The sequence below is a fragment of the Paenibacillus sp. MAHUQ-45 genome, from assembly GCF_058133325.1.
This window is the reverse complement of the sequence record NZ_JBYUPV010000010.1, coordinates 107,228-128,196: the sequence shown is the minus strand read 5'-3', so window position 1 is coordinate 128,196 and position 20,969 is coordinate 107,228. Positions and strand designations below refer to the sequence as shown.

The 20,969-nt window shown below is 48.6% G+C and carries 10 protein-coding genes; 2 read left to right on the top strand and 8 right to left on the bottom strand.

Annotated elements, in window-relative coordinates; all coding sequences use genetic code 11:
* Positions 1-86 precede the first annotated feature (86 nt).
* Entirely contained in the window at positions 87-1,616 is a 1,530-nt protein-coding gene (locus AC3Y23_RS20995; RefSeq protein ID WP_379202641.1) for an ATP-binding protein, read from the top strand.
* A 139-nt stretch (positions 1,617-1,755) separates the two neighbouring features.
* Here AC3Y23_RS20995 and AC3Y23_RS20990 read toward each other — a convergent pair whose 3' ends face one another.
* The 6 genes from AC3Y23_RS20990 to AC3Y23_RS20965 form a co-directional block, all read right to left on the bottom strand.
* The gene (locus tag AC3Y23_RS20990) at positions 1,756-2,607 is read right to left on the bottom strand and encodes a DegV family protein (protein ID WP_379202639.1); all 852 of its coding nucleotides are present in this window, start codon (positions 2,605-2,607) and stop codon (positions 1,756-1,758) included.
* A 207-nt stretch (positions 2,608-2,814) separates the two neighbouring features.
* A complete protein-coding gene (locus AC3Y23_RS20985) occupies positions 2,815-3,675 on the bottom strand; it encodes an AraC family transcriptional regulator (RefSeq protein ID WP_379202637.1) in 861 nt (286 codons plus the stop codon).
* Positions 3,676-4,579: 904 nt separating this feature from the next.
* Positions 4,580-6,247, bottom strand: a complete 1,668-nt coding sequence (locus AC3Y23_RS20980; protein WP_379202635.1) for a glycoside hydrolase family 13 protein — start codon at positions 6,245-6,247, stop codon at positions 4,580-4,582.
* Positions 6,248-6,355: 108 nt separating this feature from the next.
* Positions 6,356-8,674: a glycoside hydrolase family 65 protein gene (locus tag AC3Y23_RS20975; RefSeq protein WP_379202633.1), complete on the bottom strand. Its 2,319-nt coding sequence runs from the start codon at positions 8,672-8,674 to the stop codon at positions 6,356-6,358.
* Positions 8,675-9,018: 344 nt separating this feature from the next.
* Positions 9,019-9,681, bottom strand: coding sequence for a beta-phosphoglucomutase (pgmB, locus tag AC3Y23_RS20970; RefSeq protein WP_379202631.1), 663 nt, complete (start codon positions 9,679-9,681; stop codon positions 9,019-9,021).
* 159 nt (positions 9,682-9,840) lie between these two features.
* A complete protein-coding gene (locus AC3Y23_RS20965; protein WP_379202629.1) occupies positions 9,841-10,878 on the bottom strand; it encodes a LacI family DNA-binding transcriptional regulator in 1,038 nt (345 codons plus the stop codon).
* Between the two features lie 748 nt (positions 10,879-11,626).
* Here AC3Y23_RS20965 and AC3Y23_RS20960 point away from each other — a divergent pair.
* Positions 11,627-18,835, top strand: coding sequence for a pullulanase (locus AC3Y23_RS20960; protein WP_379202627.1), 7,209 nt, complete (start codon positions 11,627-11,629; stop codon positions 18,833-18,835).
* A gap of 278 nt (positions 18,836-19,113) precedes the next feature.
* Here AC3Y23_RS20960 and AC3Y23_RS20955 read toward each other — a convergent pair whose 3' ends face one another.
* Positions 19,114-19,473, bottom strand: coding sequence for a MerR family transcriptional regulator (locus tag AC3Y23_RS20955; RefSeq protein ID WP_379202624.1), 360 nt, complete (start codon positions 19,471-19,473; stop codon positions 19,114-19,116).
* A gap of 19 nt (positions 19,474-19,492) precedes the next feature.
* Complete coding sequence (locus AC3Y23_RS20950) at positions 19,493-20,203, bottom strand: SDR family NAD(P)-dependent oxidoreductase (RefSeq protein ID WP_379202622.1); 711 nt, start codon at positions 20,201-20,203, stop codon at positions 19,493-19,495.
* Between the last annotated feature and the right edge of the window lie 766 nt (positions 20,204-20,969).

The window sequence follows — 20,969 nt, the reverse complement described above, 5'->3', positions numbered from 1 at the left end:
GAATTACCCTGCAGAACTTGTTATAATATGTGGATTGAACGCAATGATGCCCTTGTACAAGCTAATCTTGGGGGAGTACGGAGAGGATGAAGGCTATGGATAAGGAAAACCACTCTATTCTATATGAGAATCACCCTGATCCCATCTACATTTTGGACACGGAGGGGAACTGCCTGGGCGTGAACCGTTCTGCCAAGGAACGGTCAGGAGTGGAATTTGAAGGACTGAACAGCCATTCGGTGCTGGAGGCTTCAACTGCGGACTATCAGCTGGTATGCCGACGGCAGTTTGCCAAGGCGCTTCAGGGTGAATCCTCCAGCTTTGAGATGGATACGGTACGTCCTAACGGGGAATTTCACCGGGTGGTCATCACCTTTTTGCCCATAGAAGCTGAGAACGAAGTGGCAGGCGTCTACGCGATTGTCAAAGACATCACCAATTACATTGGTGTGGACGATATCCGCAGCCCCGGGCATCTCAAAGAATTGAACGATCGGCATAGCCTGATTCTCAATTCCGTATCAGAGGGCATCTTCGGGGTGAACAAAACAGGACATACGATCTTCATCAATCCGGCGGGAATGGAGATGCTTGGTTATACGCTGGATGAATTCATCGGCATTCACAGCTTCTCGCATATCCAGCACACCCGCTCAGACGGCTCGCATTACGCTCTGGAGGAATCTCCAATCAATCGGACGGTCAGAGACGGGGTTACACGTAGTATGGAGGAAGAAATCTTCTGGCGTAAGGATGGAACCAGCTTTTTAGTGAATTACCGGGTAGCTCCAATCGTGGACAATGGTACGATCGAAGGCGCTGTTATTGTATTCAGCGATATTACGAACGAGCGGGAGATTATTCGGGCCAAGGAGTTTGCAGAGAAGGCTGCTCGGGCCAAGGCCGACTTTCTGGCCATGATGAGTCATGAGATCCGGACGCCGATGAACGGGATGATCGGGATGGCGGATCTGCTGCTGGAGACGGAGCTTGGCGAGGAGCAGCGGAGCTATGCGGAGATTCTGCGCAGCAGCAGTTACAGTCTGCTAAGTATTCTGAACGATATCCTTGATTTTAGCAAAATGGAAGCAGGCAAAATGACCCTACAGTCGGAAATGTTCGATCTGCGGGAAATGATGTCCAGCATTGTAGACCTGTTCACACCCAAGGCCGAGGAGAAGAAGCTGGCTTTGCGATGGTGGGCCGATACCAGTGTCCCCGAAGTGCTGACTACCGATCCCAGCCGTTTGCGGCAGATCATTGTTAATCTCGTAGGCAATGCCTTGAAATTCACGGAGCAGGGTAGCGTCACCTTGTCCGTGAAGAACATCGTACTGCCGCATTCGCCGAATTACCTGCTGGAGTTCTCGGTACGGGATACAGGTATCGGCATTGCCGACAACAAACTGAATCTCTTGTTCCAATCCTTCTCCCAGCTTCACCCGTCGCATACGCGTAAATATGGTGGGACAGGCCTCGGGCTGGCGATCTGTAAACAGTTGGTAGAGCTGATGGGAGGCACGATTTTTGTGGAAAGTGAGGAGGGGCGAGGTTCTACCTTTCGCTTCATGCTGCCCTTTTTGAAGGAGGAGGACATGGGCGAGTTTGAACTGTAAGTACAGGTGGTAGACTACAGTCGTCCAAAGGGTTACTTTATTGGTGACCAGGCGCTTTAGCCGTCAGATCACAAAGGCTGCCCGTAGTCAGTTTCTGACTTCCGGGCAGCCCGCCATGCTTGCTTTTATAGTATTGAAATTATGATTCACGCAAATACATAAGACCCACCGTATGCGGACCGCAATGACTGCCGATTACACAACCGGCCTCAATAACGGCAATTTCTTGAGCGCCTGTGGCTTGCTGCAGCGCACGCTTAAGGTACTCTGCATCCTCTTCAGCCATGGTATGGGCTACAATAAGCAGTTCCTTATCCATGTTCTTGATGTCGGGAAGCGCGTTCTGAAGCATCTGCTCGACGGCTTTTTCTTTCTTGCCACGGACTTTGCTGACCGGAACAATACTACCGTCAATCAGCTTCAGCACCGGCCGGATTTTGAGTAGGCTGCCGATAAAATTCTGCATACCGGAGCAGCGTCCGCCCATATATAAGTAATCTAGTGTATCGACTACAAATTGCGTGTCCATATTCCTTCTGGCGGTCTTAAGGAGCTCTGCGATCTCGGCTGCACTATGCCCCTTGGCGGCGGCACGCACGGCCTTCATGACGAGCAAGGCGATTCCCCCGCACAGTGTCTCCGAATCTATGACCTCAATTCTTCCATCTGGGAATTCACCCGCAGCTAGCAGGGCATTCTGATATGTAGAAGATATGGCAGAGGACAAACTGATATAGACAATATCGCCGCCGCTCTCAATGACCGGGGTGAATGCTGCTATAAAGTCAGCCGGCGAAGGTGCGGCGGTTTTGGGCAGACTGCCTTTGGCAGCAACCTTGCGGTATACCTCTTCGGGCGTAATATCCACTCCATCCTTATAAGTACCCTCGTCGAATATTACATATAGCGGGACGATGCCGACATCATACTTCTCTTTCCAGCCTTGTGGCAAATCGGAAGTGCTGTCTGAAAAAATTTTTACAGTAGACATGAAATTCTCCTTCACCGAGTATCGGATCTTTTTATATAATCCACATAATTTGTTTATTATACCAAGTCGAAGCCATTTCTCAAAATGGAAAATAGCCGCGGGGATAGAATGCCAAGCATCTGCTCTATGATATGAAAAGCGGCCGCCCGGTGTTCGGGCGGCCGTCTTGGGTTATGGAGATTCATTGGGTAATGGGAAATGTAACGCTTATTTCTGCTTAATCGGAATCCATACTTCACAGCGGTAGTCTTCTGCGCTCACATCACCGAGAGGGTAGAGTTCAAGTTCGGGTCCGCCTGAATGTTCATAGGCTGTGCTGGGGAACCATTCCTGAAAGATTCGGCTCCAGACGTCCTGAATCGTATGCGGCATCGGCCCTACCGAGGTGAAGACAGCCCAGGTGGCGGCGGGAACAATAGCCGTTTCATATTCTTGCGGGTCCGTATTGGACTCATCTTCTACGGCGATCCAATAGGAGAGCTTCTCGTTGGGGTGGTCCACACCCATGCAGATCCCGAGGATATCCTTTTTTCCGCCGATCTCAATCAATTGGTCAGAGGTCCCGTCTCCGTTGGCGGCACTCCAGAAGGCTGGGATCTCCCGCAGGTTTTCTCCATCTTTCAAGGATACCTCGATAGACTTGCCGATCACTCTGAAGCTATCTTTCTCGATAATTCTGTATTCCATTTCTTTATCTCCCTTCAATGATAGATGGAAAGAGAGGCGTGGAAAGGCCTTGAGCTGCACGCCCTTCTCGCGAGCGGCTGAAGGGGACACCCCATGCAGCTTACGGAACGCTTTGGAAAAAGATTCAGGGGTATCGTAGCCGTATTTCAGTGCTGCGTCCAGCACTTTAATGTCCGACACGCTCAGCTCCTGCGCCGCAAGCGACAATCTCCGCTTGCGGATGTACTCGAATACCGTGAATCCGGTTAGGAGGTTGAACATACGCTGAAAATGAAAGGGCGAAGAGCAAGCTACCTTTGCAATCTCATCAATATTCAGCGGTTCCTCTAAATTGTTCTCCATGTAATCCAGAGCATCCTTCATTCGAATCAACCATTCCAAGTGCGCCATCTCCTTCTGAATCCATACTATCATTCCCGGGTCTGTTCATCCGGTTCTTCCGTGCGTTCTGAAGACAGGTGACCGAACTGATATCTTTAAATAGAGTAAGGTCGTAACTACAGAAAATGTTTGGACTTCCGGCCGCTGTTGTCTCCAGATTTCTTGATTGGTTCCGTTTCAAACGGTGGAAATCTGGAGACAGCTTATGCTTTCGATGCGAGCTTTCCTGCGGAAAGCTTTCAGGCGGTCGCTATCCCTCCTACAGTTCCAAACTTTTCTTTCTATTTTTTACGGCCCAACATCATAATCAATGGTTGCCACAAGATCTTGGTCAAAACTACTTCATAAACACAACCGGATCAGTAGTTTCAGGCTCATTTATGGGAGCTAACGGACTGTAAAACCGTTATTTTCCACATGAAGTACCCACGAATATGTAGCGGACTCAGATGACGTTATTTCCTGCCAAACAGCGGAATATGAGCACGATTTCTGCCCATAGCGTCTCTGGAGTCCGTTATCTTCCAGAATAACTGGATTTATAAGCAATAAGGACTCTGGGTTCCGTTACTTGGCGAAGCAAGCACTGATGTTGAGGTAGCTTCTTATTTTCAGTTCAAAATTCAAACTTTCTAATAGTATAACTCAGGGAGACAGGTCTCGTCAGTCACTTAGTACGGACCTCATTAGTTCTCCAACCGGAATACGCCTTCTTATCACAGGTCTCGTCAGTCACTTAGTACGGACCTCATTAGTTCTCCAACCGGAATACGTCTTCTTATCACAGGTCTCGTCAGTCACTTAGTACGGACCTCTTTAGTTCTCTAACCGGAATACGCCTGCTTAGCACGGATCTCGCCAGTCACCGAGCACGGTTTTCTGCAGTTGCTTAGCACGAACCTCGTCAGTTCCCTAACCGATACACGCTCGCTTCGTATGGCCGCAGAACGCTGCGGTCAGAGGACGCCTCCCCGTAGTTTCCGATCACCAGTTCCTTGACGGCTGCAAGCTCCGATGGAAGATCTACAGGCTGCGGAACATCACTGAAGTTCAGCAGCACGAGCCACTGCTCTTTGTCCAGGGTACGGGTGTATGCATAAATATAGTCGTGTTCAGGAAGCAGCAATTTGTATGCTCCGTAGACCATAATCGGGTTCTCTTTGCGCAGCGCGATCAGCTTGCGGTAGTAGTGGAACACCGAATCGGGATCGGCCACTGCCTGCTCCACATTAATCTCGCTATAATTCGGATTTAGCCGCAGCCAAGGTGTTCCGGTAGTGAAGCCTGCATTGGCAGACCCATCCCATTGCATAGGCGTCCGGGCGTTGTCCCGTCCTTTGGCATAAATAGCATTCAGAATCGTGTCGTGATCGGCGCCGCCCTCAGTGACCTTTTCACGGTACATGTTGAGGGTCTCGATATCCTGATAGTATTCCAGAACAGGGAATTTCACGTTGGTCATCCCGATTTCTTCGCCTTGGTAAATATACGGGGTGCCCTTCAGCGTATGTAGCAGGGTCGCCAGCATTTTGGCGGAGATGACACGGTACTCCCCATCATTACCGAAACGGGATACCATGCGTGGCTGGTCATGGTTGTTCAGGTACAAGCTGTTCCAGCCTTGCTCAGCCAGGCCGACTTGCCATTTATGCAGAATTCCGCGCAGCTGGTGCAGGGTCCATGGTGTTACTTCCCACTTGCCGCTAGGGCCGGAGTCAACGTCCATATGCTCGAATTGAAAGACCATCTGTAATTCTTCCCGATCCTCGCCAGTATATAGAATGGCATCTTCCACAGACGCCCCTGGCGTTTCGCCGACGGTCATGACGTCATACTTGGAGAGTACCTTTTGGTTCATTTCATGCAGGAATTCATGCACTCTTGGGCCGTTCATGTAGTATTCACCACCACCGCCAAGCTCGGCATCACCTGAGGAAGGAAGGCCTGGCGTTTTGGAGATCAGGTTGATAACGTCCATCCGCAGTCCGTCCACACCTTTATCCAGCCAGAACGTAATCATCTTGTAGAGCGCATCGCGCAGCTGCGGATTCTCCCAGTTGAGGTCCGGTTGCTTGCGCGAGAAAAGATGAAGATAGTATTCACCAGTAGTCTCGTCCAGTTCCCAGGCCGGGCCGCTAAAAATGGAGCTCCAGTTGTTAGGGCGCTTGCCGTCTGGACCGCCGGGACGCCAGATGTAATAATCGCGGTAAGGGTTGTCCTTGGAAGAACGGGATTCCACGAACCAGGCATGCTCGTCCGAAGAATGGTTGATCACGAGGTCCATCATCAGCTTGATCCCACGGGTGTGGAGGCCTTCCAATAGTTCCTCCCAGTCCTGAAGTGTACCGAATTCATCCATGATATCTTCATAGTCGCTGATGTCATAACCGTTGTCGTCATTGGGCGACTTGTAGACAGGGGAGAGCCAGACGACATCTACGCCAAGCTGCTGGAGATAATCGAGACGGGAGATAATGCCCTTCAGGTCGCCGATGCCGTCACCGTTGCTATCCATGAAGCTGCGGGGATAAATTTGATAGACAACAGCCTCTTTCCAAAATGCTTTTTTCATAGTGAGATCTCCTTTGAGGTTGTTTACATTCCATCCGAATACAAACCGCTAAACAGTACCCGGCCCCCGAAAGCAGACAGCCTCGGGGGCCGGGAGAATACGGGCAGATTATGCGGTAACGTTGGTCCCTTGAGCAGTCACATTGCTCAGTCCATTCACTGTATATTCCTGACCATAAATCGTGAGCGAGGCCGGAATATCGGTCTCATTGGTCACGGTTACCTGGGTATCGGTTACGCTAACCAGTAGACGAGAGCCGCGGAACATGATTTTGAAGGAATAGGACGTCCAGTGACCTGGGTTGGAAGGGTTCAGGTTCAACCGTCCATTCAGTACGCGTAGACCGCCGAAGCCGTGAACGATCGACATCCAGGTTCCCGCCATGCTTGTGGTATGGCAGCCGTCTTCCGTATCATTATTGTAGTTGTCCAGATCCAGTCTGGAGGTGCGCAGGTACATTTCATAAGCCTTTTCCTTGTATCCCAGCTCGCAAGCGAGAATCGCATGGATGCAAGGGGAGAGGGAGGACTCATGCACGGTGATCGGCTCGTAGAAGTCGAAATTCCGCTTTTTCGTATCGTGATCGTAACGGTCACCGAGGAAGTATAGACCTTGCAGCACATCCGCCTGCTTGATGAAGCAAGAACGTAGAATCCGATCCCATGACCATTTCTGGTTAAGTGGTAGATGATCTGGATGCACATCCTTGACCTGAATGATCTCTTTGTCGAGGAATCCGTCCTGCTGGAGGAAAATCCCCAGCTCTTCATCAACAGGATAGTACATTTTAGCGATAATCTCGCTCCATTTGCCCCGCTCGCTATCTTGAAGCTCTAGCTTCTCCAATAATTCTGCGTAGCGGGCTGGTTCATTCTCTTGCAAGTAAGCTAGGGCTTCCAGCGTGTATTCCATCGTCCAGGATGCAATACGGTTCGTGTACCAGTTGTTGTTGACGTTATTCTCGTATTCGTTCGGTCCAGTAACGCCGAGCATGACATATTTGTCTTTGTGGGTTACATAATGCACACGTTCTTCCCAGAAGCGGGAGATTTCCACCAGCACTTCAAGTCCGTATTGGCCGAGGTAGGATTGGTCTCCGGTATAGTTCACATAGTTATAGATAGCATAGGCAATCGCCCCGTTGCGGTGAATCTCCTCGAACGTAATTTCCCATTCGTTATGGCATTCCTCGCCATTCATCGTCACCATCGGATAGAGGGCGCCTTTGGTGAAGCCGAGCTTGCGGGCGTTTTCCTTGGCTTTTTCCAGGTGCTTGTAACGGTAGATTAACAGGTTGCGGGCGATGGAGGCATCTGCCGTACTGAGATAGAAAGGCACGCAATACGCTTCGGTATCCCAGTATGTGCTGCCGCCATATTTTTCACCGGTAAAGCCCTTCGGCCCGATGTTCAGACGGTCGTCTTCACCGTTATAGGTTTGATTCAATTGGAAAATATTAAAGCGGATCGCCTGCTGTGCGGACACGTCGCCTTCAATGATAATGTCGCTTTCCTTCCATTTATCTCTCCAGGCATCTGCTTGCTCAGTCAAAAGTGCCACAAAACCAGCTTCCCGTGCGCTTTGCAGTGCATTCTTGGCGGCATCCACCAGTTGTCCGAGACCATGATTGCGAGACGTTACGTTGGCAGCATATTTGTAGATCACGACTTGATCGTTCGGCTGTACCGCTATAGCAACCTGGCTGCCTACGTATTTTTCCTGCTCGATGGCTTCCGCCTGCGCCGCTGTGTTCTCGCCGTTTACGAGAATGTCGAAGGCCATAGCCGAGGTAACGTGAAAATCGAGCTTTTTGGTCTTCAGGGTGAGATAGCCGCTATCTCCCTCACTTTTCTTCTCGACTTCATTCCAGAATTTCTCGTCATAGTTAGCATCCTTGTTCTTGATGTCGCCATCCAGGTAAGGCGTAATTGAGAGCTGGCCAGTGAAGTTGAGTGGAACGATGGAATAACGAATCGCGCCGATTTCCTGGCGGGTCATGCTGACGATGCGAATGCTCTCAACCTTGACTTGTTTGCCATCTTCCAGTGTAGCCGTGAAGCTGCGGGACAGCGTACCTTCCTTCATATTCAAGACCCGGCGGAAATCGGTCACTGTGCATTTGGCAAGATCGAGTGTAGTCCCGTCGATATCGATATTGATCCCGATCCAGTTCGTGCTGTTCAGTACTTTGGCAAAATACTCGGGATAGCCGTTCTTCCACCAGCCAACCCGTGTCTTATCGGGATAGTATACGCCTGCCATATAGCTGCCTTGCAGGCTGTGACCGCTATATTGCTCTTCGAAATTGGCGCGTCCGCCCATATATCCGTTTCCGATGCTGAACACACTCTCGGAAATTTCCTGGGTTCCCGGATCAAACGATTCTTCGATAATGGACCATTCATCAATTTTCAAATATTGCTTCAAGATTATCGGCTCCTTTTAAGTTGGGGATGGATAAACTGAAAAAATAAATTCTCTTGGTGCTTGGGAGAAAAGGTCAGTAACTCCAAGGAAAGTTTGGACTTTCGATCGCTGTTATAATCCTATTTCCTATGTAAACTTTAAGATAGGGTAGAAATTTGATTAGCTTATGCTTCCGATGCGAGCTTTCCTGCAGAAAGCTTTCAGGCGAGCGCTATCGCTTCTACAGTTCCCAATTTTTCCTCTCCGTTACTTCCACTCCCAACTTCCAAAACATTTATTTATTCATTTCATATTGAATAAGGCAGGGCCGCTTCGCGGCCGCTAGGTGTATAACTTAATGTTGGTTAAACACTGGTAAAAGATTCCCGTAGCGCCGAAACTTTCAGCTCTTTCAGGGAAGGGATGACCATATTGGCGGCGCCAAGGGTGGCTGGGGAGCCGATACCGACGCTAACCATTCCGGCACGGGTAGCGGCTTCTATGCCAGCTTCGGCATCCTCAAAGACGACACAGTGAGCTGGCTCTACGCCCAAGGCTTTGGCTCCCAGCAGGAACACCTCAGGGTCAGGCTTGGCAGCGCTGGTATGAGTGCCATCGATAATAGCATCGAAGTATGGGGTTAATCCGGTGTTGTTCAAGATGGTCATCGCATTTTTGCTGGCAGAGCCGAGAGCGACCTTGATGCCATTCTGCCGGCATTCCTGCAGGAATTGAAGGGCACCGGGTAGAATCTCTGAGCTGTCCATGGAGGAGATGTACTCAACATAGCGGGCGTTTTTTCTATCAGCCAGCCTAGCCTTTTCGTTCTCGTCCACAGTTAGCCCTCCAATCTCTAGCAGAATGTCGAGCGATGCCGCTCGGCTGACGCCTTTAAGGCGTTCGTTATCCTGCTCGGTGAAAGGGAAGCCGAGATCATCAGCCAGCTCCTTCCAGGCGATGTAATGATACTTGGCGGTGTCTACAAGTACACCATCCAAATCGAATAAACAGGCATGAATGGTTGTCATGAATGGAACCTCCTAGAAAGATATACGCGGCAGTTCTTCTGGGCATGCGCATTTGAATGGAGCGAGAAAGTAATTGTTCTGCATATTAGCGCAAACGTTTGAACAATGATCCAAAAAATAAATGAAGCTTGGATGCTTCATTTATTTGTTCCTGGTTTGTTACGGCTTGCTTGGTGCGTGCATGGAAGACTCCCTGACAATGAGACGGTGTGGAATTACAAATCTATTCGTATAACCGGCATCATTGTTCGGCTTCTGTATGCCTTGAATCAGTACCTGCGAGGCAGTATAGCCCAGATGGTAGATACCGATATCAATACTGCTGATAGGGGGACTGGACAGCTCGGACAACGGAATGTTGTTAAAGCTGACAATCGCCAGATCTTCGGGAACCTTATATTTCAGTTCGTTCAATCCGCGCAGTACGCCAAAGGACACCATATCGTCCACTGCGACCAGCGCAGTGGGGCGGTTCGGGAGATTCATGAAGAAAGACATCGCCCTATAGCCGCTATCCTGCAAGAATTCACCTTCCACAATCCATTCCGGACGCATGGTCAACCCGCTGTTCTGCATGGCTTTGCGGTAACCTTCCAGACGATCGCGAGAAACGATGAGGTTGGGCGGGCCGCTGACGAAGCCGATACGCTCATGTCCCATGGAAATCAGGTGATTCGTAGCGTCGTACGCTGCCATGACGTTATCATTATCGACAGATAATATATTCTCATAGCGGTCACTTCTACCGATTAGTACGAAGGGGTAGTCACCCGCCTGTAGAAAATCAATCACAGCGTCATCTTTGCGTGAATACAGCAGAATTACACCGTCCACACGGCGCCCTTTCAGTAGGCGGGAGACGGCTTCCAGTTCTTCCTTTTCATTCGCACCGGAGCTAATCAGTACATCGTAACCGGATCGGCTGGCCTGCGTAACAATCCCGCGAATCAATTCCATGAAGAACAGGTTGGAGAACAGCTCTTCTGCGGGTTTCGGAAGGATAATGCAAATACTGTTTGTAGTCTTCGATACCAGACTCTTGGCCATCATATTGGGAGTGTATCCCATATCCTCCATAATCGCTTTAACTTTACGAGAGGTTTCCAGGCTGATTCTGGGATGGCCTGACAACACCCGGGATACTGTGGAGGGGGATACTCCCGCTTTCTTCGCCACATCCTTAATGGTAACTGTCATAGAAACCTCCTTATGGAACCGTTTGCTTTACACAGTAATATTAATCGAAGTACTGTCAATTGTAAATAGAAAAAGTCCGTCAGGACAAGGAAAAAGCCACTTTTGGAGAGGGTACAGGATTTTTGCCACCAGGTTTGTATATTTTCACTAAAGAGCTAGAATAGCGATGATTTCATGAGTTTTTAGGAGAAAATAGGGTATAAATGATGATTTGTTGCATATATTTCAGTGCAAACGTTGTGCATAAAAGAGATTTTAGGAAGTGAGATTTGAACGGAGATACTACAAAATCTTATTGACAACTTCTTGATTTTGGGATTAGTATGTTAATCAAATTGCGGCAAGCGCTTTCAAGTATTGTTTTTTATCGCAAGATGATAGAAAGGTTATGTAATTATTAGTAGATTAGATTTTTCTTAGAACTTTTTGCAAACGTTTGCGCAATTTTGTAGTAGTGTTAACCGCTAGAGAGTGATGTTTTCAGATGTTCACGTTGCTATGTATTTCTTTAAAAATATCATTGGCTTATTTTGTGAAGGAGGATGTGGTGTTTAACAGAGGCCTGACAAGCCGCCATAGGACAAAGAAGCTGCCTGCCATGCGATAACTACTGGGGCAAAACTTACATAAAGAGTTCCTTAAGAACTCCGGGATCAGGCAGTTGAATCGGATGAGAGAATTAGAACAGTAACCTATGAATAAAGCACACTTGTGATGAAATCAAGGAATTCATGGAGGGGTTAACGGAATGAAACGGGCGTTTTGGATCAAGAAATATTTTGCGGCAGGGATGGTTATTGTTCTGCTGTTATCCAGCTTAGGGCTTCATCCGGCAGTTGTACAGGCAGCAGCGACGGAAGCCATACTTGTGGACAATTCTCAGTCGGCAGCAACAGAAGAGGCTTTGGAACTCAATGAGACGACCCAAAGTGAAAGTGCTGAAACGCAACTTTTATCGGAACCAGGTATAGTAAGCCCTGTACCAGACGGACACATGCGGGTTCACTACAACCGGGTGTCCGAAGATTATGCAAATCAGGGATTGTGGGTGTGGGACGGTGCCGCAGCACCTTCCGAGAACTGGCCGAGTGGGGCAACACCTTTTCCAGAAGGACAGAGGGATGCCTATGGTGTTTATGCAGACATCCCGCTGAAGGAAGGGGCCAAGAAATTTTCGTTCCTGGTAGTGAACCGCAGCACGCAGGCGAAGGATGCCGGGGACAAGTTTTTTGCAATCAATACACCGCAGACGAACGAAATTTGGATCAAGGAAGGCTCTGACGTAATTACACCATATGAGCCGGTTACACTTCCTGCTAATACGGTGCGGGTGCATTACATTAGATCGGACAACAGCTACGGCGCGCATGGATTGTGGCTGTGGGGAGATGTTGCGGCAGAATCCGCGAATTGGCCGAGTGGGGCCACGCCATTTTCGGATGGACAAAGAGACCGTTTCGGGGCTTATGCCGATATTCAGCTGAAAGAGAATGCGAAGAAAATCGGCTTTCTTGTCCTGAATCCGGCAAACGGCGATAAGGATGGTGGAGATAAAGGTTTTACACTGCTGGACCGCTACAATCAGCTCTGGGTACGGGAAGGCGATAATAATGTCTATGTCTCTCCGTTTGGCGAGGTACCGATCGGATTGGTATCTGCTGAGGTTCTATCCACTCAGAAAATCCTTCTGGGCTTCACCCTGACGGACGGGCTCGATTCGGGTACGCTGCAATCAGCGATTTCCGTGAAGGATAAGGCGGGAAGCGTTATTCCGGTTACATCCGTAACGGTTACCAGCCCCACCGCGATCGAAGTGGAGACCGAAGTCTTTGAACTGGATCAGACACCACTGAGTGTGACTTATGCGGGCAAGACCGTAGCGGCTTCTTCCGGGTGGAGAATGCTAGATGAGATGTACAACTATACGGGAGACGATCTTGGTGCAACCTATCATCCCGCCGAGAAGACGGCGACACTGAAGCTGTGGGCTCCCAAAGCCAGCTCGGTATTAGCCAAGATTTACGATAAGAATGACGCTAATGTCCTTGTGGGCACAGTTTCGCTGGAACGGGGCGAACAGGGTGTCTGGTCGGTCAAGCTGAAGTCGGAAGATCTGACAGGTGCAGCAGCAAGCGATGTGAGAGGCTTTTACTATCAATATGAAGTCACTAATGATGGGGTAACGAAAGATGTCCTAGACCCTTATGCCAAATCCATGGCGGTATTCACGGTAGACACAACAGGAGCGCCGGGAGAGGGCGGCGACACTGTTGGTAAAGCGGCGATTGTCGATTTGAGTGGGAGTAATCCTGCTGGCTTCAATTATGCCGATATTAGTGGTTATGAGAAACGTGAAGACGCTATCATTTATGAAGTGCATGTCCGGGATTTCACCTCTGACCCTTCTATTGAAGTCAGTCTGGATGGCAAGCGCTGGGGATCATATGCGGCTTTTGAGAAGAAGCTGGATTACATCAAGTCCTTGGGCGTGACTCATATTCAACTGCTTCCTGTAATGGCTTGGTATTACGGGGATGAGACGAAGATGGATCAGCGGGAATTGAATTATTCGGCAAAAGGAAATGAGTACAACTGGGGGTATGATCCCCACAGTTATTTCTCTCCGGACGGGGCTTATTCGCAGAATCCTGCCGACCCGGAACTAAGGATCAAGGAATTGAAGGGCCTGATTGATGCTGTGCATCGAGCCGGTATGGGTGTGGTGCTGGATGTGGTGTACACCCACATGGCGAAGACAGAACTGCTGAACGACATCGTGCCGAACTACTATGCGTTCCAGGATGCGAATGGCAATTTTATCGGTGGCTTTGGCAATAATCTGGCGACCAACCACAAGATGGCCGAGAAGCTGATGGTGGATTCTGTGAGGTACTGGTTCTCCGAGTATAAAATCGACGGAATGCGCTGGGACATGATGGGCGATGCCACATACGATTCGGTGCAGAACGCTTATGATGCCGCTGCTGCGCTAAATCCGAAGGCACTGTTCATCGGTGAAGGCTGGCGGACCTTCGGTGGTGGGGCCTCTGATCCATCCCTTGCTGGCAAAGGTGCGGATCAGGATTGGATGGATAAGACGGACAGTGTCGGGGTGTTCTCTGACGAGTTCCGCAATGAATTGAAATCCGGCTTTGGTTCTGAGGGCGAGCCGAGATTCATTACAGGCGGTGCGCGTCAGATCAGCACGATCCTGAACAATATCAAGGCACAGCCGTCCAATACGCCTGCGGATAGTCCAGGCGATATGGTGCAGTATATTGATGCCCATGACAATCTGCCGCTCCATGACGTGATTGCGCAGTCAATCAAGAAAGACCCGGCGATCCCGGAGAATGAGCTGGAGATCCAGAAGCGAATCAGGCTGGGTAACCTGTTGGTGCTGACTTCTCAAGGCACGGCGTTTATCCATGCGGGTCAGGAGTACGGACGCACGAAGCAGTGGAAGGACAGCGGCATTCCTGAGGATAAATATACGGAGATGAAGGATAAGGATGGGGTCTCCTTCGGTTATTTTATCCATGACTCTTATGATTCTTCGGATGCTATCAATATGTTCGATTGGAGCAGAGCAACGGATGAAGTAAGCTTCCCGGTGGAGAATATCACGAGAAAGTACACGACTGGCCTGGTGGAGCTGCGGAAATCGACCAATGCTTTCCGACTGGCTGACAAAAGCCTCGTGGATTCCAACGTGACTCTGATTGCGTCACCTGAGGTTAAAGCCACCGATCTCGTCATCGGCTACAAAAACAAGGCCACCGATGGCACCGGCACCTATTATGTGTTTATGAACGGAGATAGCACCGCTAGAACGCTTACGCTATCTGAGGATTTGACGAACGGTGAGGTGCTGGTTGACGGTGCTCAGGCCGGAACAACACCTATTCCTGCCGCGAGCCAGAGCGGGTTCAATCTGACGACCCATTCCATTACACTGGAGCCGCTCACCGCAGTAATTATCAAGAAAGCGTCTGCCGCAACTGTCCTGACTTCGCTGGAGAGTGATCCTGCGAGTTATGCGCTTCAGGTGAACAACAGTCATCAGAGTGCTGTATTCGCCAAATATGATGATGGCAGCAGAAGCAATGTGACGGCAAAAGCAACTTTTGTGTCTGAACAACCGGATGTGGCTGAAGTCACGAACAAAGGGTTGGTCAAAGCCAAATCAGCGGGAACCGCTATGATTACTGTCTCTTATGGCGGCTTATCGACGAAGATTACAGTCAAAGTCACTACAGAACCAGTGGATAACAAGCGTTATGTCCAGTTTACCTATACCCGTGAGGACAAGAATTATACAGGCTGGAATCTCTGGGTCTGGAACACTGGCGCCAAGAACGATCAGATCGACTTCACAACATTTGAACAAGGAACCGCAAGCGTTCTGATCGAAGTGGCACCGAACGCTACGAATGTCGGGTTTGTGCTTCGTAAAGGCACAGACTGGAACACGGCAAAGCAGGATTACCCGGATGATCGGCTAATTCCGCTCACACCAGGAGAGATGTTCACCAAGGTCAATGTCACCAGTATGGTCAAAGAGCTGGATATCAAGCCGAGCATCAGTGGCCCTGTACTGAAAGACGGGACGATTACATTCCGATACCGTGATGAGGTCTTGTTCAGAAGTGGAAGCCAAGACGCAATCACTGGCGTCAAGGTCAAGGTGAATGGTACAGAATATCCGATGGCATACGACCCTGCTAGCGAATGGTTCAGCTATTCTCTGACTGACATAGAGCAGGGAACCTACAAATACACATTCTTGGTCACTAAAGATGGAAGTACCACCGAATTTACAGATCCGAAAAATACAGTGAATGGCGAGTCCCTGGTCGTCTACCATATTCCAGACGTCAGCATTGTCTCGGAGGTACACCCCGCTGCAATTCATTCCAATCAGAATGCGGTGGTAACCCTTAAAACGAATTCCGATGAGACTGTAACGTATAAGGAAGCCTATATGGATCTAACTGCACTGGGCGGGCCTGCCAAGGTGAAGCTGGATACGGAGCTGATGCAGCAGACTGTGGCTGTCAAGGATGCCATCCCGGCGGGAATAAAGAATATTCCGATTGTCCTGGTCGATCAGTATGGCAACAAGCATAAGCACACAGCTACCCTTGAGGTGAAAGCCAGAACGTATTCTGGTGACCAGCTTGATTTTGACTGGGATGAAGCGCGGATTTATTTTGCCCTGACGGACAGATTCAAGGACGGAGATCCAGGTAATAATGAGAATGTTGATAAAAATCACCTCGAAGCCTATCATGGCGGGGATTTCAGAGGGATGATCGACAGTCTCGATTATCTGCAGGAACTTGGCATCAATACGCTGTGGATCACGCCGATTGTGGATAATATTGATTTTAATCAAGGGGCTAGCTTTGGTGGCAAGCAGTACGCCTATCACGGCTATTGGGCCAAAGACTTCACCAAGCTCGACAAGCACCTTGGCGATATGGATACCTTCAAGGAGCTGATCGACAAGGCGCATGACAAGGGGATTAAGATCATGGTGGACGTTGTACTCAACCATACAGGGTACGGTTTGAAGCCAGAGGATAACAGTCCGAACATCACTCCTGAAGATAAGGCGCGTTTTGCCGGCATGTTACGCACAGATGGTGTGTCTGCGGACACAGATCCTATACGAGGTGAACTCGCAGGCTTGCCAGATTTCCGGACGGAAGATCCAGCAGTGCGCGAGCAAATTATTGCTTGGCAAAGCGGTTGGCTGAACAATGCGCGGACGCAGCGCGGAGACACTATTGACTATTTCCGCGTGGATACTGTGAAGCATGTGGAGGATACGACATGGAAAGCCTTCAAGAACGCGCTAACTGCCATCGATCCAAACTTTAAATTAGTAGGAGAATATTTTGGCGGAACGACCGACAATGACGGGGGAACGCTGGAGAGTGGACAGATGGACAGTCTGCTGGACTTCGGCTTCAAGGGCGCTGCCCGTGATTTCACAAATGGTAAAATCAATGATACCGATGCCTATCTTCAAGACCGGGAAGCCAAAATCGGCAATGCCCGGATGATGGCGCAATTCCTGAGCAGCCATGATGAAGACGGCTTCTTGTCCGAATATATCGGCGGGGACAAAGGCAAGCTGAAAGTTGCAGCTGCGCTACAGATAACGGCCAAGGGACAGCCGGTTATTTACTACGGCGAAGAGCTGGGCCGCTCAGGCAAGAATGCCGGAGATATGTCCAAAGGCGAGTTCAGCGAGAATCGCTCGGATATGCCCTGGGAGCAATTGACTGCGGAGAAAGGGCTCCACGATCATTACAGCAAGCTATTGAATATCCGGGCCAAGTATTCCAAAGTGTTCGCCAAGGGAGTACGGACCAAGCTGGCTGGCTCGGACGAACTGGGTTATCTGGCCTTTAACAAGCAGTACAACAGTGAAAATGTAGTGACTGTCATCAACACCAAGAGTGATGCTGTCTCTGCTCAGATTCCGGTGCCTTTTGCGGCGGGAACGCTTGTCAAAGACGAATACAGCAACACAACTTATACTGTATCTGGTGATCAAAAGCTTACGCTTGAGCTGCCTGGTCGTAATGATGGCGGAACTGTGATTCTTGGTGCTGCGCCTGGCTTGGAACCAACGCCAACACCAACGCCTGTAGTGACACCAACACCGACGCCTGAGATGAAGCCAACACCTGTGGTCACACCTACACCAGATGCCACATCGACACCGGAAGCAACGCCAGCACCGGTGGCAACACCTAGACCAGAGTCTGCGTCGCCATTTACGGCACTACCAGCGCAGAGCTCCATTCCTGGCACGGTTTCAACCACTGCACCGTCCAGTAGCCCGCAGATTGTATCCGTGGACAGCCTGAAGGGTAGCCAAGACGGCAAGGTTGAAGTGGGGCTTATCCCAGGCAAAACTGCGGTTCTGCTGCCGGTTCAAGCTGCACAGGTATTGGGAACCAATAGTCTGGTTATTAAGACAGATTCTTTGAGTATTACACTTCCTAATAAGTTGCTTGCAGACCTGTTAGGGCGTGTATCTGGAGAAGATGCGGAGACGGCCCAGATTCTTTTCGAAATCAGTGCATTGCAGGAAACTGCCGTCCGGTCACTGTTGGATGAATTGAACAAGGACGGCGTACGCACCACTTCCGTATCGAATATCTATGATTTCAATCTATATGTTGTTAAAAAAGACGGAAGCCGCATCCCGGTAACGGTATTCCAGCAGCCTTTGACTTTGTCCTTCAAGCTCAAAGGTCAACCGAACAAGGAATGGACCGGCGTCTTCCACTTGCCGGATCAAGGGAAACCGGAGTACGCTGGCGGCGTGATTCAGGGCGATACTATAACCGCTGAGGTTACACATTTCAGTAAATATGCCGCACTTGAGATCAATACCACATTCAAGGATGTGCCGCAGACGTATTGGGCTGCTCCTGCGATTAAATCACTGGCAGCTAAGCAGGTCGTGACCGGTGTATCGGCTAGTGTATTCGAACCAAAAAGCAGCGTCAGCCGTGCGGAATTCACCGCGCTCTTAATCCGTGCGCTTGGCGTGAACGGGCAAGGAAAGAACGATTTTAAAGATGTTGCGGATGACGCTTGGTATGCTTCTTATGTAACAACAGCAGCGCAGTTGGGTATTGTTAAAGGGCGGAGCGAGGATGCTTTCGCGCCGAGTGCTACAATCACCCGTGAAGAGATGGCTGTTATGCTTGTCCGGGCGCTTGAGGTCAAGCAAGACAAGAAGTTTAATGTTCAGGCAGCAGCCAGTACCTTTACCGACGCATTACGTATCAGCGATTGGGCGAAGTCTGAGGTGAATACTGCCGTGGAATTTGGGCTGTTGCTGGGCCGAGAAGACGGTGTATTTGCTCCTCAGGAACAACTGACTCGTGCTGAAAGCGCGCAGGTAATCTATAATCTGCTGGCGCTGTAACGCCTAAAGCCAGGGCGGGCAGTACCTAAGGTTGGCAGCTCATGGATTTGAATAGCTGCACAATAGGCAGTATTAGGAGTTCCAAAAGGTACTACCAAATACTTCTATCAAAACTACTACCAAATACTACTACCAGATGCTGCTAACCAAGTTGTTACTAACCAAGTCAAAAGATTGTTTCCGAACCAGTGCTCGTACTGGTTCGGTATAACCCAAAAAAGACCTCACCCTCCACGCTTAAGTGGAGGGTGAGGTTTTTTTAGCCAAATGTCTATTTCTTAATTCATTTCAGATTCAATTTTTAAGATCTTTTCTTGAATTTTTTTAAGATTTTCTTCTGTATCTCGAATTTGTTGTAGAACAGTAATTTCGTGCTGTCTCATCATTTCTAGCCGCTGAGGGGAGTTATCATTCCCGCTCATCGACCAATCAACAAATTGCTTAATGTCCTTTATTGGCATCCCGGTATTTTTTAAACATAAGATGATTTCCAGAAATTTAAGTGCACCCTCGTCAAATACCCGATCTCCTTTTTCGGTTCTTTTGAGAAAAGGAAACAGTCCTTTATTTTCGTAAAAGCGTAATTGCGAGATCGATAAATGATTCATTTGTGCAACTTGTCCAATAGTATAATTCATTACGTTCTCCTCAGGAGGATTACCAAGGGATAATCCCATTTTTATCAAGAATTTTACCGTTATAGTTTGTATCACTTAATGCGTATTTAACAATGATTTCTGCACCTTCTGCCGTTGTTTTACCACCTGGAGAATTATGATTAAGATCCGTAGTTGTGAAGCCAGGTGTAACCCCTAGAATTTCAGGCCCACTTGTACCAAATTCTGTACCAAATGCTAATGTTAATGAATTAACAGCCGTTTTTGTTGAGTTATAGCCCAGTATATTGAGCTGAGGGATGTCGCCATTCGCGAACATGGTTTGTGAAGCCATATCTGTTGTTACGTTAACGATCTTTCCACCCTGAGAATTTTTCACCAAAGGTAAGAAGGTTTGAATCATTTGGAATGTGCCAAAGAAGTTAACGTCAAACTCTTGCCGTAGTGTCTCAAGTTTTAATTCACTCGGGAGAATACCAAAATCAAGGGCGATCCCAGCGTTATTAATCAATAAATCCAAGTGATCACTTACTTCAAGGATTTTATTTTTTGCGGTTTGAATAGATTGTGTATCAGAAATATCAACGGGAACAAACGAAACATTTGATGAGCCCAGGGAATGCACGGCTTTTTGCCCTAGCTCCTCATTTCGTGCTCCTAAAAATACATGATACTCATTTTCCGCTAATTGTCGCACAATTTCATATCCAATTCCTTTATTAGCACCTGTTACAAAGGCGAATTTCTTCATGTTTATTCCCTCCAATTTATATTTCAGTTAGTTACAACTAAAAAGATACAACCTAAACCTAAGTTGAGGTCAAGTTTTTTTAAAACGTGAAAGTTAACGGACTATATATTCGTTATTTGCACATGAAATTGCTAATGGATTGTGAAACGGACTCAGGTGACGTTATTTCGTCCCAAACAATAGATTTTGAACAAGATTTCCGCGCATAAGGTCTCTGGAGTCCGTTAGTCTTGCTGAATGGTTGAATCTATAGGAATAAAGCCTCTGGAGTCCGTTACTTGCCGAGACAAGAATCAATCACTGATTTTGAGTTATATCCAAAATGAATACAACAATATTAATATCTTGTTATGAAAATAATTTATGCATTGGGTTTGAAGTGTAAGTTGTGTTTGTCTGCAAAGGGGATTTGGTTTTTTATACTGTAATTTCACGCTATGTTTGACTGAAAACTGAGCTTAATCATCAAGCCTCCAAATCAACGAAAACGGAAGTAGTTATTTAAGCTTTATGCTATAGCTGAACCATAGTCAAGATCGTGAGTAAAGCACCACAGGTGTCACTCAATACACAATCCCGTCATTTTAAAAAACTTTCATGAGCCTTAGCTCACAACCCTGTATGAAAAATGCTGAAATCGTACATTTGCGTAAAAAAAGACTATCCTCAGGCCATTTCTGGCTTCAGTGGTATGTTCCCCGTACAGAAACAGGTTTTTATTATTTCACCTGTCTACTATACGGGGAGCATATCGCTAAGAGGATAG